The sequence below is a fragment of the Dialister pneumosintes genome, assembly GCF_001717505.1.
In the GTDB taxonomy this organism is placed as follows: Bacteria; Bacillota; Negativicutes; order Veillonellales; family Dialisteraceae; genus Allisonella; species Allisonella pneumosinta.
Map to the genome: position 1 here is coordinate 920,132 of NZ_CP017037.1, position 13,949 is coordinate 934,080.

Consider the following 13,949-nt stretch of genomic DNA (forward strand, 5'->3'; position numbering starts at 1 on the left):
TTATAGTTTAATTTATTTAGGATTGGTGCGGTTGGAGAGACTTGAACTCTCACGGATAAATCCACTACCGCCTGAAGATAGCGCGTCTGCCAATTCCGCCACAACCGCTTATTAAATTACGCGATTTTTGTACATGTAAATGAATGGTGCGGCTGGTGAGACTTGAACTCACACGATCTACGATCACTACCCCCTCAAAGTAGCGCGTCTGCCATTCCGCCACAGCCGCAAAAAAGTGGTGCCTCAGAGCGGAATCGAACCGCTGACACAAGGATTTTCAGTCCTTTGCTCTACCAACTGAGCTACCGAGGCAAAAGTGGCGACCCGGATCAGATTTGAACTGACGATCTTCGCCGTGACAGGGCGACATGTTAGACCACTACACCACCGGGCCTTACTTGGTGGGCGATAACAGGTTCGAACTGCTGACATCTTGCTTGTAAGGCAAGCGCTCTCCCAGCTGAGCTAATCGCCCACATGGTGACCCGTACGAGATTCGAACTCGTGAACCCGCCGTGAAAGGGCGGTGTCTTAACCACTTGACGAACGGGCCATTGTGGTGATCCAACCTAGACTCGAACTAGGGACACCCTGATTAAAAGTCAGGTGCTCTACCGACTGAGCTATTGGATCATCTGGCAGGGGTAGTAGGAATCGAACCTACGCATGACGGAGTCAGAGTCCGTTGCCTTACCGCTTGGCGATACCCCTATGGCTCCTGAAGTAGGGCTCGAACCTACGACCGATCGGTTAACAGCCGATTGCTCTACCACTGAGCTATTCAGGAACGTAATCAATTTTTAAAATTGATTACTATTGGAGCGGAAGACGGGGGTTGAACCCGCGACCCCGACCTTGGCAAGGTCGTGCTCTACCACTGAGCTACTTCCGCATGTTAGCAACGATATTATTATACCATTACATCACTGTTTGTCAAGCGCTTTTTTTATTGCTTGCTTACAGCGTCATGTTCAATACTTTATCATAGCTTATATCTTCTGTCAATATAGATAAACAATAATACAACTTATTAAATAGACAGTCTCTATAAAATTTTATTCATAAAGACTGTCTGCTATTATAATCTAAAAATTTGTACATATTTTTGGAAAACAGAAGAAGTTTTATCTGTATAATATCCCATATATAATGTGACTGTATTTTCACCTGTCGGATTTTCAATACTATCACTACCATATGCAGTTGCATCAATAATAAATCGTCCATCTACTGGGACAAAATCTTTAGATAAACTTTCCAGAACAGCAGCTGCAAAAGGATGTATCTCCTCCGGAGAAATAGGAATTCCAACAGTAGACCCCTGTCTTTTTAAAATGTAAGAAGTAAGTTTTCCTATTAAACTCTTCCCCTTATCTATATCTACAGGACTGGTAAATACAACTTCAATTTCTAAGTATTGCATACTCAAAAACAATAAATACAAAGAAATTAAACTTTCTATAGTTATGTGTAAAGACTCCAATGTTTCATTATTTTTTACTACAGATACATATCCATTCTCGAGAGTTTTGATAACTTCCAGACCCATTTTCAAAAACTCAGGATGTGTAGATTTACATAATCTATTCCAAAATTCTCGCATAGAAGAAAAAGTAATAATTTCATTCCATCCAATAGGTTCTATATCAAAATAATGCGTCCCTATTTGCACTTTAGAGTTTGATTTTACCAGAAGTTTGACCGGCCATGGAGTCTTAGCAATTTCTGATTCTAAATATACTTTCGGTACTCCTATGTTTACTAAGCCTCCAAGTATCATATTTAAAGTAAGATGATTATTACATTTAACAATTAATGATTTCATTTTTCAACTTCCTCTTTATCGATAAGAAGCATCGCCTGTTCTAATAAAATAAGCCCAATCGCTGCTCCAATACCTGCTCCACCGGTGATAGGATAATGTAAACAAGGCTCCATATGTAATGCTTTCATTTGCATCTTATGAATCGGTTCCTCGTAATTAAGAGATGGAAAAACACATTCTCGCACGTTCGGGTATACATTCACTGCTGATAAAACAGCACTACCGGTAACTGCATCATCAAAAACTATGGCAACCTTATTTCTTGCTAATTCAGTAATTAACCCAAAAAGGGCCGCAATTTCTGATGACCCGACAGCCGCTAATACCCCTATAGGATCTACACGGAAATCACCAACATCCTTAAGCTGTAGCTGATATCCATTTTGTTTGGATGCTTGTTCTAATTCCTCATGAAGAATCGTCATCGTTACTGAAAGTGCCGATAACATAGCTCTCTCTCCTATATGTCCTAATCCAACAGCTTGTACCCCATCCTTTACTAAAGAACGACCAACAGATACCCCTACCGCAATCGCATGACCGGTAACTTCTTTATCCATAGCCGGATATCCTTGATGTGTTCCATGAATAACTTTCTGACTTAATATCCCAGAAACAGTTTGTACATCCTGTTGCAACCCTACATCAATAATATATACAGGTGCATTTATATGCCTTGCTACTGCATTAATCGGCGCATATCCTTGAGATACTACCACCGCTTCTTTATAACTTAGTTTCCCCTGTGTTTGATTAACCCCATCTACTGCGGTGTCACCACAAAATATAACGACTGCCTTTCTTAATTCATTAGCATTTTTCCCTTTGAAAAGTTTTGACAATTGTTCGGATACTGAAATAAGCCCTTCCGAGCTGTTATTTCCCAAAAAGAAACGAGATAACTTCATCCCTTGCATCAACCTTTCCTCCCCATCTCTTCTTTCGTAGCACATTCCTGATAAATTTGAAGTCCTATTTCAAGTATTTTTGCTTGCATCAAAGCAGATTCTCCTATCTCTAATCTTGTATTAAGCACAATAGGTGTATGAAGACATAATTCTCCTAAAATAGAATCTTCCTGTTTTATATCCAATGGTGCAGACGCAAACACAGATTGAATAGAATTGGAGGAAAGGGATTTTGCCAATGCAGTCGCTGCGATGCCACTAATGCCATCAACAATAACAGCTGCATGACGAGAAGCCGCCCCTAAAATAATACCTGCAAGAATACCAATATCTTTACCTCCTACTTTACAAAGTGCATCTATTCCATTATGCATAGTTACTTGATTAACATCTAAAGCTTGTTGTATAAGATCTATATTTTGGTATATCCCCATACAATGATGATTCCTTTTTATATCATATATAGCAGTAGCCGGTATTTGATATAATCCTGCTAAAAATGTAGTGGCAACAAAAGTTGCCCCCTTACTTATATTTCCCAAAAGAAGCAATTGATAGCCTTTATCTATCCAAGACTCTGCTATTTTTATTCCAAATTCGATTGCACTAACAGCAGTTTCTTCATTCATAGCTGCCCCCTCTGTAAAGTCCGCTGTCACTCCTAATTGAAATTCTTCCGGGCATATCTTTACGTCAGAATTTTTTATCAACTCTATCGTAGTTTGTGATGATAATCCCAGTCTTTTCACATAAGAGTAAAACTCCCTCCTATTTTTTATTTCGTAAGTTTCATCATTATCCAACTTATTAACTACACCATGCGCTGTGGACAAAATAAATAACACTTTTTTCGGGAGAAGCGGGTATGGCTCACCTATTGCTCTAGCATATTTAACAACTAAGGATTCTAGGCTTCCTAATTCGCTCATACCTAAATACAAATTTTTCCATCGACTATGTACATCATCTTCTATAATTTGATATGATTCTGTAATACGCTGTAATGTTACATCAAGTAATCGCATAATATCCTACCTTTATTTCTTATAAATTTAGCATGTTTATTATAACATAAGCATCGCTATCTATTTGAATGAGTTAGAATTCACTTGTACAATATAGTAAATATTCCTTCCCTAAATAGTATTTAACAATAAGGAAATTATATGTCTATAAAAAAAAGATGGAGCATTGCCATTATAAGTATATTTATATTTATTTCATCCGGCTACTATTTCTATTGGATAAACACACCAATGTATGCTGCCGGTGAAATTCAACGTGCAATACAAACTAATGATTATGAACTGCTCCTTAAACATGTAGATTTAGAAAAAGTGTATACAGCAGCTCTTGATGATTCTATAGAAGTTTTATTATCAGAGGATACCCCTGATAACAAAGCAATTATCAATATTATAAAACAACTAAAAAAACCTTTAGTAAAAGAGTTAACAAAACAAACAGAATCTTATTTTTACCATAATAAAAAAACGAATGCTTTATTTGAACAACCAATTAACACGCTGACATCTTATATTGGTCTGACCACTTTATCAATAACAAATTTCATTTCCGTTGAAGAGCAAGATGAATATGCTATACTTACAATTAAACTGCATGATAAAAATTTAAATCATGATTTTAATTGGAAAGTAAAAATGGAAAAAGATGTCAATGGTACTTGGTGTGTAGTAAGAATTTTAAACTTAAAAGAATATATTATCGAAAGAAAAACTCTACTCATAAAAGAGTATACAGAATAATATTTCTAATAAATGATAAATGAAAAACTTCGTGCTATAAGCACGAAGTTTTTATACAATTTGAAATAAAAAGAATTTAAGATAATAAGTTTCCGGTATAGTCATTATAATAGGATGATCCGGTGCCTGTTGCCTTGCTGCTATTTGTTTTAATGTAACACCTGCATCTCGTGCAGCTTCTTTAAGCATCTTTATAAATAATTCTTCGCTCATAAAATGCGAACAAGAACAAGTAGCCAAATATCCACCCCTAGGTAATACTTTCATTGCTCTATAATTAATTTCTTTATACCCCCGAAAAGCTTCATGTATAGTTTGACGGGATTTACTAAAAGCAGGAGGATCCAAAATAATATAATCAAAAAAATGATTATGTGTTTTGTCCAATGTTACCAAATAATCGAAAACATCTGCTTTAACAACATCAATCTTATAAGTATTTTGCACTGCATTATGTTGAGTCATTGTAACCGCTTCCTCAGATATATCCACCGCTGTAACAGAAGCTGCCCCACCTTTGGCTGCATTTAAAGCAAAAGCACCTGTATGCGTAAAACAATCTAATACATGCTTTCCTTTTGCAATTTGTCCTACTGCCAATCGGTTAAATTTTTGATCCAGAAAAAAACCTGTCTTTTGACCATTTTCCACATCCACATTATAAGTTATACCATTTTCAACAATATGAGCTATTGTTTTCTGTTCTTTTTCCTTTAACAAAGGAGATTTAAAAAATCCCTTGTATAGTGAAATTCCTTCCAATTCACGAATTTTCACATCATTTCTTTCGTATACGCAGGAAACAGACAATTTTCGTTCTCTTAATACCTCAATAAGACTATTTATAATGCTTTTCTTTCTTAGTTCCATTCCTAAAGAAAGTATTTGTACCGACAAAATATCTTCAAATCGATCAACCGTAAGCCCGGGAAGTTGGTCTGCTTCTCCAAAAATCAATCTCATATTATTGAAATCGCAAGGTCTCATCACCTGTAAGCGATAATCAATAGCATAAGCGACACGACGTTTCCAGAAACTATCATCAAATACATCATTCGCATTTGTTGAAATAATACGAACCGTTATTTTTGATTGTGGATTATAAAATCCACTTCCTATAAATTTTCCTTTTTTAGAAAGAACTCGTACAATATCTCCCTGCTTGATATCAGCAGGACATGCTTCCACTTCTGTTCCATAACCCCAAGGATGTCCACCTTTTACTGCCAACTCTGCTCGCTTGCTAATTGTAATAACTTTTATTACTCCCATAATTATCTCCATTATATAAAATATTAAGCCTATCACTTATTATACAGGATATAAAATAATTTGAATTCTATTATTTCAAAAAGAAAAAAGAACAATTGTATTGCTACAACTGTTCTTTTTTCTAATTTATACAGGAATGACAGTATTTATTACATCATACCGCCCATGCCACCCATGCCGCCCATACCTGCCGGCATAGCCGGAGCTGCCGGTTTTTCTTCCGGAATATCTCCAACTACAGCTTCGGTTGTTAAAACAAGAGCTGCAATGCTGGCTGCATTCTGAAGGGCACTACGTGCTACCTTAGCCGGATCTACAATACCGGCTTCAAGCATATTTTCATACTTATCTTCTGCCGCATTGTATCCAATACCTTCTTCAGCTTCCTTAATTCTTTCTACTACAATAGCTCCTTCAACACCTGCATTATTTGCAATTTGACGAACAGGAGCTTCAATAGCATTACGCACCAAATTGATACCGGTCTTTACATCGCCTTCAGCAACAATACTATCTAATTTCTTCTGAATATTGATAAATGTAGTACCGCCACCTGCAACAATACCTTCTTCAACAGCTGCTCTTGTTGCATTAAGTGCATCTTCTAAACGAAGCTTCTTATCCTTCATTTCTACTTCTGTAGCAGCACCCACTTCAATAACAGCTACACCGCCGGAAAGCTTAGCTAAACGTTCTTGGAGCTTATCTTTATCAAATTGTGAAGTAGAAACCGCAATCTGTTCACGAATTTGCGCAGTTCTTTGTTTAATAGCTTCCTTATCTCCTGCACCACCTACAATAACGGTATTATCTTTGGTAATGCGAACTTGATGTGCACTTCCGAGGTCAGCAGGGGTTGCACTGCTAAGCTTACGTCCCATGTCTTCACTAATAACCGTTGCACCGGTAAGACAAGCAATATCCTGAAGCATTGCTTTACGACGATCTCCAAAACCGGGAGCTTTAACAGCTGCACACTTCAAAGCACCACGAAGTCTATTAACTACCAAGGTTGCCAGTGCTTCTCCTTCAACATCTTCAGCAATAATCAATAATTCTTTTCCGGACTGAACAACTTTTTCTAATAGCTGCAAAATATCTTGAAGCACATTAATTTTCTTATCAGTAATAAGAATCATTGGATCATCCATAATGCATTCCATCTTATCTGCATCAGAAATCATATATGGACTAATGTATCCGCGATCGAACTGCATGCCTTCTACTACACGAAGACTGGTTCCCATTCCCTTGGAATCTTCTACAGTAATAACTCCATCAGTTCCAACTTTTTCCATAGCATCTGCAATAAGATCTCCTACGGTCTTATCCGCAGCAGAAATAGCTGCAACTTGTGCAATTGCTTCCTTAGTCTGTACCGGAACAGATTTCTTTTTAATTTCTTCTACTAAAGCAGTAACAGCCTGTTCAATCCCTTTCTTTAATACCATCGGATTTGCACCTGCTGCTACATTTCTCATTCCTTCATGAATCATAGACTGCGCCAACAAAGTAGCTGTAGTCGTACCATCACCGGCAACGTCATTAGTTTTAGTTGCTACTTCTTTAACTAACTGAGCCCCCATGTTTTCAAAAGGATCTTTTAATTCGATTTCACGAGCGATAGATACCCCATCGTTAACGATATTTGGAGCACCGTATTTCTTGTCTAATACTACATTACGACCTTTAGGTCCAAGAGTAATTTTAACTGCATTTGCAAGCTGATCGACTCCTCTTAAAAGAGCGGAGCGAGCTTCTTCATTATAAAGAACTTTTTTTGCCATAATTACATACCCTCTCTTAATTATTTTACTATCATTATATTAAAGAACTGCTAAAATATCTCTTTCAGATAAAAGTAAATATTTTTCACCATTATCTTCTACATCTGTACCGGAATATTTAGCAAATAATACTTCATCCCCAACTTTTACTTCCATAGGAATACGCTGTCCTGCATCGATAATCTTACCGTTACCAACAGCTGCAACAATCCCTTTTTGAGACTTCTTTTGTGCTGTATCAGGAAGTAAAATTCCCCCTTTAGTTTTGGTTTCTTCTTCTTCTACTTTAACCAGAACACGATCTGCTAATGGTTTTAACATTTCTATGCCTCCTCTATACTATTTACATAATTATTAGCACTCTTTTACTTTGAGTGCTAACTTATATTTCTATGATATCATTTTTTACAACAATTGCAAGAGTAAAACTTAATAAATCTCAGAGAAAGAGTAAAAAAGACTCGTTTATAAACGAGTCTTTTTTTTACTCTTGGGGAAAATCTTCCCCAAGCATTCTTACATCTAAAGGAAGATGTACTTGATATTTTTCTTTTACGCGACGTTGTACTTCATGTAAAACATCCATAATTTCTTTTGCACTTGCACTACCATTATTTACAACAAATCCCGGATGCTTAGTAGATACTTGTGCATCGCCAACAGAAAATCCCATAAGGTTACAAGCCTTAACCATAGGTCCTACATATTTTCCGGGTGGTCGCAAAAACATGGTTCCTGCACTTCTCTTTTCTAATGGTTGTTTAGTTCTTCTGGATAATTGATATTCATCCATAGTTTTTTTAATTGCTTCCACATCGCCTTCTTTAAGAGACATAGTGACTTCAATAAGAATTTCTCCATTTTTCATAAATATAGAATCACTATTCCCATAAGCAATATCAGTGAGATTCCAAATATGTTCTTCCAGCCCATTACGAGTAATCGTCCTAACAGAGGTAACTACATCTGCAAAACAACCTCCATATCCATTAGCATTCATAAAGACAGCGCCTAATAGAGTCCCGGGTATTCCGGCAGCAAATTCAAGTCCGGATAGTCCTTGTTTTTGTGCAAAACGTGAAACCATTCCGGTACCGGCTCCACCGGTAACAATAATAGTATTACCCTTACGTACCACCGAATTCTTAATTCTAGTAGTACAAATAGTAATTCCTCGAATACCTTTATCACTTACTAAAGTATTAGTACCTCCACCTATAACTGTTACGGGTATATTCATAGCTGCCGCTTTTTGTAATACTTGTTTTAACTCTTCGATACTTTGAGGTAAAACAAATACATCTGCTAAACCACCAATACCATAAGTAGTATGAAGTTTCATGGATTCATTTACTTTAATTTGTCTGTCTGTTAAAACTCCCTCAAATACACTCTTCCAATCTTTCATTTATTTTCTCCCAACCGCTTCTTTTAAAAGCTCCATCCCTTCACCGGTCATAGCTTCCATGACTATTTTATGGACATCAGAAATAAGTTGATTCCAACGAATAAAAGCTTGTACATACTCTTGTGCGATAGAGTTATTACTTACCAGCACTGCCATTTCCTGTAATTTTTTATAAGAATCTTCCGTTTTTTCTCCCATAGCGGTCATATACTGAATTTTTTCTTGTTCCAACAAATAATCAACAGCTATCTTTTTTGCTTCTTCATCTTTTTTTAGAACTTCTTCTGCCTGTTTAAGTCTATTAAGTTCATCACTTTCTTTTAAAGATTTTGCTAAAGTATGTGCTTCATCATAAATATTCATATAGTTTTATTTCCTCCTTTAAATAAACGGTAATCTTTTTCTGCTAACTTAGGAAAGCCTATCTGACGTAATGCTTCCATAGTAACAATAGCCACTGCATTGGATAGATTTAATGATCTTGCTTCCATAATCATAGGAATTCGAATACAATCCGCCTCATGTGCCATTAATAATTCTTCCGGTAATCCGACAGACTCTTTGCCAAATACAAGCACATCATCATTAGTAAAAGATACCTCCGTATAAACTTTATTTGCTTTCGTAGTATTAAAATAAAAATGATGTCCTGCTAAATGTTTACAAGCTTCTTGATAATCTTCATGAATCTGTACATCTAATAAATTCCAGTAATCAAGGCCGGCTCTTTTTAAATACCTATCTTCTAAAGAAAAACCTAAAGGTTTTACCAAATGCAGTTTCACATTTTCTGCCGCACAAAATCGAGCGATATTCCCTGTATTTCCCGGAATTTCCGGCTCTAATAATAAAATATGCATAGTCCGTTCTATCTAAAAATAGTCTCCATATCGATTACGATATTTATCTGTAATCTCTTTTTCAGTAGTATAAGTTTTAAATGTTTTAGGTTTATTTTTACCATAAGAAATCGAGTATATCGTATTTTCATCCAACCCGTTAACAGGAATGCGATACGTATTCTCATATCCTCGTATATTTTGTAAAATTGGTTTCCCAATCATAATAATTCCGTTATTAAACAAAAATAGTGGCTCTTTATTCAAATCTATACTTGTATCCAGCTCTTCCTTAGAAAGCGGTTCAGCCATAACTACTTCTACATGAAGAAAATCAACCGGAATTACACTTTTGATATAGTTTGCGGTAATCATTTTTGTCGAACATAGCAAAAACATGCACAACAATATCCATATTTTTTTCATAATAAGCTCCTTCCTAACAAAAGAATAAGAACTTTATCTGTTATTATAAACGACTACCCCATCATTTCTCAAGAAAACTTATTCAGCATAAAAAAAGAAACCTGACAACAGGTTTCTTTTTTATACTTATCTCTTTTCTCTAATTCTTGCAGCCTTACCTTGAAGATTGCGTAAGTAGAAAAGTTTAGCACGACGAACAATACCGTGACTCTTGACTTCAATCTTAGCAAGACGTGGAGAATGCAACAAGAAAGTTCTTTCAACGCCAACACCATAAGAAATACGGCGAACAGTGAAAGTTTCTCTCAGTCCATGATTTCTTCTAGCAATAACAACGCCTTCAAAAACCTGAATTCTTTCAGTCTTTCCTTCGATAACCTTAACATGTACACGTACAGTGTCACCACTACGGAACTCAGGAATATCGTTACGAAGTTGTTCTCTTTCTAATGTTTCAATAATATTCACGATCTTTTCCTCCTTCTCACAAGACATTCATGCCGACCGTATATGGCAGAGGACTGTCCAGACATACGAATAGATTCTATCATGTAAAAATAAAATACGCAAGTTATATTTTACATTAAACCAATTTGCTAAAATCTCCCCACTTTTTAAATAAAGAAAGAACTTTAAGCAATAAGGCTAAACGATTTTGTTTAACTGCTTCCTCCTTATCCATAACCATTACATTATCCAGATAATCATTGATAGGTTTCGTCAGCGTATTTAACAATATGATAGAGTCGGCATAACGGGAATCTGCAAAAAGACTTTCTACAGAAGAAACAATTTTATTATAAGCCTCCCATAAAATTTGTTCTTCAGAAACTTTAAATAAATCTTCACTGATAACTCCCATATCAGCATTTTTAGTAATATTATGAAGTCTTGTTACTGCTTGTCGAAGTTCTACCTGTTCTTTGATGTGACCGGTAACCATACTATGTGCTTTTAAGAATACATCATAAATATCGACAAGTTCTGCTTCCAATACCGCATCAATGACATCATAATCAATATTTTCTGAAAGTAAAATCTGCCGAATTCGATCTTGGAAGAATTCCAGAATAGCTATTGAAACCTGATTTTTTTCTTCTTGCTTTCCGGGCAACAATTCCAACGCTTTTGCAATACCTGTCTGTATATTCCAATGAAGTTTTCCTTCCACCAAGATATGAATAATCCCAATAGTCTGCCTACGTAACGCAAAGGGATCTTGTGATCCGGTTGGAATCAGCCCACGTAAAAAAGCGGCTACCAGATTATCTAGTTTATCCGCAATGGATAAAGCACGTCCTGCGTGAGTCTTAGGCAAAATATCACCGGAAAAACGTGGCATATATTGCTCAAATATGGCATCTGCAACTGCTTGTTTTTCTCCATCAAGCATTGCATATTCACGGCCCATTTCTCCTTGAAGTTCTGTAAATTCTTTAACCAACTCTGTAGAAAGATCGGATTTAGATAAGTATGCAGCGCGAGTTACATTATCGACTTCTTCGTGACTAAATCCCCATTCCTTAGCTAAAAAAGAAGTCAATATAACTAAACGTTCCGATTTATCAAGCATAGTACCTAATCCTTCTTGATAATTAATGCGAGTTAAATCTTTTCTATGCTCTTCCAATGTCTTTTTTCTATCATTAGTAAAGAAAAATTTAGCATCTTCCAATCGTGCACGTAAAACACGTTCATTCCCAAGTTTTACATTTTCTATTCCCTTAGTTCCCCCGTTTCTAACGGTCAAAAAATAAGGTTCTAAACGCCCATCCTTCTTATGTAATGGATAGTAGCGTTGATGATCACGCATAGGTGTTACCACCGCAGGAACAGGAAGTTTCAAAAACTCTTTATCAAGCTCTCCACAAAGTGCAGTTGGATATTCAACAATAAAATTAATTTCTTCCAATAGTCCCGGATTATCTAAAATTTTACCATTCATTTTTCCTGCTAATGCATATAATTGTTCTTTAATCATGTTACGACGTTCATCAATATCAACGATGACAAACGCTTCTCGCATAGTTTGCACATATGCTCCGGCACTCTTAATACATACATCCCCCTGACATAAAAAGCGATGTCCCCTGGAGATATTGCTACTCTTCACATGTGCTATTTCTAAAGGAACAATTTCATTCTCTAAAAGAGCTACTAGCCATCGAATAGGTCTCAGAAACTTAAATTCCTCACATCCCCAACGCATAGCTCTTGGATAAGCTAATCCATTTATCATCGCCGCAAATACTTCCGGCAATACATCAATAGCAGGTTTTCCTTTATTAGTTATGTGTGCATACACATAATCATCTCGTATTTCAATATCCTCTAAATTAATTTTCTGTCCACGAATAAATCCCATTAATGCTTTTGAAGGATTTCCTTCTTTATCGTAAGCCGCCTGTACAGAAGGTCCTCTTTTATCTATTTCTTCATCTAACTGCCGATCTGCCGTCCCCTGGACATATGCTGTCAAACGACGTGGTGTTGCATAAATTTTTACGTCGGTAAAAGAAAGGCGAGCTTCTTTTAATTTTTCTTCAGCCAAATCTTTAAACTGATTCACCAAAGAAGGCATAATATTGGCCGGCATCTCCTCTGTTCCTATCTCCAATAATAAATCCTTCATTATTTACTCTCCTTTCCTTTTAACATAGGAAAACCTAATTCTTTTCTCATATTTAAATAAGCTTTAGCACATAATCTGGACAAAGCTCTTACACGTGCAATATACTCTGTACGCTCAGAAAGTGAAATAGCACCTGCAGCATCTAATAAATTAAAAACATGAGAAGCCTTTAAGACATAATCGTACGCAGGAAGAACATATCCTAAGTTAATGATACGTGTAGCTTCCGCTTCATACATATCAAATAAACGGAATAACATATCATGATCGGATAACTCATAGCTATATTTAGATTGTTCATATTCATTTTGATGCCAGATATCTCCATAAGATACACCTTCCGTCCAAGATAAATCATATACATTATCTTTTCCTTGAATATACATGGCCAGACGTTCCAATCCATAAGTAATTTCTACAGAAATAGGGTTCGCATCAATACCACCAATTTGTTGGAAATACGTAAATTGTGTTATTTCCATTCCATCAAGCCAAACTTCCCAACCAATCCCCCAAGCACCTAATGTAGGAGATTCCCAATTATCTTCAACAAAACGAATGTCATGTTCTTCCGGATTAATCCCTAATTCTTTAAGACTTTCTAAATAAGTTTCTTGAATATCATTAGGTGACGGTTTCATAATAACTTGAAACTGATGGTGTTGATATAAACGATTAGGATTATCTCCATACCTTCCATCATCAGGGCGACGAGACGGTTCTACATAAGCCACATTCCAAGGTTCCGGTCCAATAGTCCGCAAGAACGTAGCAGGGTTCATTGTCCCTGCACCTTTCTCCACATCATAAGGTTGTTCCAAAACGCAACCACGTGACGACCAGAAATTTTGGAGCGTCAAAATAATTTGTTGTAATGTCATAAATTCTTACCCTCCTATGAATTATTAATATTTAGATTTATAATTTTCTTTTATCAAAAACAAAAAACCCTGTAACTATAATAGTTACAGGGACGAGTTTAACCCGCGGTTCCACCCTTATTGGTCGTTGACCCACCTTATTTTTGCTCTTTATTCATTACTCCAAAATGCCTTCCATGCCTTCCAGGCTCCCACTCTCCCTGAA

At 36.3% G+C, this 13,949-nt stretch carries 14 protein-coding genes and 10 tRNA genes; 1 reads left to right on the top strand and 23 read right to left on the bottom strand.

Features of this window, described 5'->3' with window-relative positions:
* Window positions 1–23: 23 nt before the first annotated feature.
* The 13 genes from BCB69_RS04540 to BCB69_RS04600 all read right to left on the bottom strand — a co-directional run bounded on the left by BCB69_RS04540 (window position 24) and on the right by BCB69_RS04600 (window position 3,758).
* Window positions 24–108: transfer RNA gene (locus BCB69_RS04540), tRNA-Leu, on the bottom strand.
* A 36-nt stretch (window positions 109–144) separates the two neighbouring features.
* Window positions 145–229: transfer RNA gene (locus BCB69_RS04545), tRNA-Leu, on the bottom strand.
* Window positions 230–236: 7 nt separating this feature from the next.
* Window positions 237–312, bottom strand: a tRNA-Phe gene (locus BCB69_RS04550).
* Window positions 313–317: 5 nt separating this feature from the next.
* Window positions 318–394 (bottom strand) — tRNA-Asp (locus tag BCB69_RS04555).
* 5 nt (window positions 395–399) lie between these two features.
* Window positions 400–475: transfer RNA gene (locus BCB69_RS04560), tRNA-Val, on the bottom strand.
* A 3-nt stretch (window positions 476–478) separates the two neighbouring features.
* Window positions 479–553: transfer RNA gene (locus BCB69_RS04565), tRNA-Glu, on the bottom strand.
* Between the two features lie 4 nt (window positions 554–557).
* Window positions 558–633, bottom strand: a tRNA-Lys gene (locus BCB69_RS04570).
* A 3-nt stretch (window positions 634–636) separates the two neighbouring features.
* A tRNA-Gln gene (locus BCB69_RS04575) sits at window positions 637–711 on the bottom strand.
* Window position 712: 1 nt separating this feature from the next.
* Window positions 713–787, bottom strand: a tRNA-Asn gene (locus tag BCB69_RS04580).
* A gap of 30 nt (window positions 788–817) precedes the next feature.
* A tRNA-Gly gene (locus BCB69_RS04585) sits at window positions 818–892 on the bottom strand.
* Between the two features lie 186 nt (window positions 893–1,078).
* Window positions 1,079–1,825 (bottom strand): nickel insertion protein, encoded by a 747-nt coding sequence (gene larC / locus BCB69_RS04590; RefSeq protein ID WP_069177137.1) that lies wholly within the window; start codon window positions 1,823–1,825, stop codon window positions 1,079–1,081.
* Complete coding sequence (locus BCB69_RS04595) at window positions 1,822–2,742, bottom strand: nicotinate-nucleotide--dimethylbenzimidazole phosphoribosyltransferase (protein ID WP_069177138.1); 921 nt, start codon at window positions 2,740–2,742, stop codon at window positions 1,822–1,824. Before BCB69_RS04595 ends, larC begins: the two co-directional genes overlap by 4 nt.
* Window positions 2,742–3,758, bottom strand: a complete 1,017-nt coding sequence (locus BCB69_RS04600; protein ID WP_022513309.1) for a nicotinate-nucleotide--dimethylbenzimidazole phosphoribosyltransferase — start codon at window positions 3,756–3,758, stop codon at window positions 2,742–2,744. The genes BCB69_RS04595 and BCB69_RS04600 overlap by 1 nt, the downstream gene beginning before the upstream one ends.
* Window positions 3,759–3,899: 141 nt before the next feature.
* Between BCB69_RS04600 and BCB69_RS04605 the strand changes: the two genes are divergently transcribed.
* Window positions 3,900–4,499 (top strand): DUF2939 domain-containing protein, encoded by a 600-nt coding sequence (locus BCB69_RS04605; protein ID WP_083990016.1) that lies wholly within the window; start codon window positions 3,900–3,902, stop codon window positions 4,497–4,499.
* A gap of 51 nt (window positions 4,500–4,550) precedes the next feature.
* Here the strand turns inward: BCB69_RS04605 and BCB69_RS04610 are convergent, their stop codons facing one another.
* The 10 genes from BCB69_RS04610 to glyQ form a co-directional block, all read right to left on the bottom strand.
* Window positions 4,551–5,771 (bottom strand): class I SAM-dependent rRNA methyltransferase, encoded by a 1,221-nt coding sequence (locus BCB69_RS04610; RefSeq protein WP_069177139.1) that lies wholly within the window; start codon window positions 5,769–5,771, stop codon window positions 4,551–4,553.
* Between the two features lie 149 nt (window positions 5,772–5,920).
* Complete coding sequence (gene groL / locus BCB69_RS04615; RefSeq protein ID WP_069177140.1) at window positions 5,921–7,558, bottom strand: chaperonin GroEL; 1,638 nt, start codon at window positions 7,556–7,558, stop codon at window positions 5,921–5,923.
* Window positions 7,559–7,597: 39 nt separating this feature from the next.
* The gene (gene groES / locus BCB69_RS04620; protein WP_069177141.1) at window positions 7,598–7,879 is read right to left on the bottom strand and encodes a co-chaperone GroES; all 282 of its coding nucleotides are present in this window, start codon (window positions 7,877–7,879) and stop codon (window positions 7,598–7,600) included.
* Window positions 7,880–8,042: 163 nt separating this feature from the next.
* The gene (murB, locus tag BCB69_RS04625; protein ID WP_022513304.1) at window positions 8,043–8,966 is read right to left on the bottom strand and encodes a UDP-N-acetylmuramate dehydrogenase; all 924 of its coding nucleotides are present in this window, start codon (window positions 8,964–8,966) and stop codon (window positions 8,043–8,045) included.
* Window positions 8,967–9,329: a YlbF/YmcA family competence regulator gene (locus BCB69_RS04630; RefSeq protein WP_069177142.1), complete on the bottom strand. Its 363-nt coding sequence runs from the start codon at window positions 9,327–9,329 to the stop codon at window positions 8,967–8,969.
* Entirely contained in the window at window positions 9,326–9,826 is a 501-nt protein-coding gene (locus BCB69_RS04635) for a tRNA (cytidine(34)-2'-O)-methyltransferase (RefSeq protein WP_022513302.1), read from the bottom strand. Before BCB69_RS04635 ends, BCB69_RS04630 begins: the two co-directional genes overlap by 4 nt.
* 12 nt (window positions 9,827–9,838) lie before the next feature.
* Window positions 9,839–10,231, bottom strand: coding sequence for a hypothetical protein (locus tag BCB69_RS04640; RefSeq protein WP_069177143.1), 393 nt, complete (start codon window positions 10,229–10,231; stop codon window positions 9,839–9,841).
* Window positions 10,232–10,357: 126 nt separating this feature from the next.
* Complete coding sequence (rplS, locus tag BCB69_RS04645; protein ID WP_022513300.1) at window positions 10,358–10,699, bottom strand: 50S ribosomal protein L19; 342 nt, start codon at window positions 10,697–10,699, stop codon at window positions 10,358–10,360.
* A 115-nt stretch (window positions 10,700–10,814) separates the two neighbouring features.
* Window positions 10,815–12,863: a glycine--tRNA ligase subunit beta gene (glyS, locus tag BCB69_RS04650; protein WP_236887176.1), complete on the bottom strand. Its 2,049-nt coding sequence runs from the start codon at window positions 12,861–12,863 to the stop codon at window positions 10,815–10,817.
* Complete coding sequence (gene glyQ / locus BCB69_RS04655; protein ID WP_022513298.1) at window positions 12,863–13,744, bottom strand: glycine--tRNA ligase subunit alpha; 882 nt, start codon at window positions 13,742–13,744, stop codon at window positions 12,863–12,865. Before glyQ ends, glyS begins: the two co-directional genes overlap by 1 nt.
* Window positions 13,745–13,949: the final 205 nt, after the last annotated feature.

Coding starts and splice junctions, on each gene's coding strand:
- larC (WP_069177137.1), bottom strand. CDS start 1,825: ATGAAATCATTAATTGTTAAATGTAATAATCATCTTACTTTAAATATG.
- BCB69_RS04595 (WP_069177138.1), bottom strand. CDS start 2,742: ATGCAAGGGATGAAGTTATCTCGTTTCTTTTTGGGAAATAACAGCTCG.
- BCB69_RS04600 (WP_022513309.1), bottom strand. CDS start 3,758: ATGCGATTACTTGATGTAACATTACAGCGTATTACAGAATCATATCAA.
- BCB69_RS04605 (WP_083990016.1), top strand. CDS start 3,900: ATGTCTATAAAAAAAAGATGGAGCATTGCCATTATAAGTATATTTATA.
- BCB69_RS04610 (WP_069177139.1), bottom strand. CDS start 5,771: ATGGGAGTAATAAAAGTTATTACAATTAGCAAGCGAGCAGAGTTGGCA.
- groL (WP_069177140.1), bottom strand. CDS start 7,558: ATGGCAAAAAAAGTTCTTTATAATGAAGAAGCTCGCTCCGCTCTTTTA.
- groES (WP_069177141.1), bottom strand. CDS start 7,879: ATGTTAAAACCATTAGCAGATCGTGTTCTGGTTAAAGTAGAAGAAGAA.
- murB (WP_022513304.1), bottom strand. CDS start 8,966: ATGAAAGATTGGAAGAGTGTATTTGAGGGAGTTTTAACAGACAGACAA.
- BCB69_RS04630 (WP_069177142.1), bottom strand. CDS start 9,329: ATGAATATTTATGATGAAGCACATACTTTAGCAAAATCTTTAAAAGAA.
- BCB69_RS04635 (WP_022513302.1), bottom strand. CDS start 9,826: ATGCATATTTTATTATTAGAGCCGGAAATTCCGGGAAATACAGGGAAT.
- BCB69_RS04640 (WP_069177143.1), bottom strand. CDS start 10,231: ATGAAAAAAATATGGATATTGTTGTGCATGTTTTTGCTATGTTCGACA.
- glyS (WP_236887176.1), bottom strand. CDS start 12,863: ATGAAGGATTTATTATTGGAGATAGGAACAGAGGAGATGCCGGCCAAT.
- glyQ (WP_022513298.1), bottom strand. CDS start 13,744: ATGACATTACAACAAATTATTTTGACGCTCCAAAATTTCTGGTCGTCA.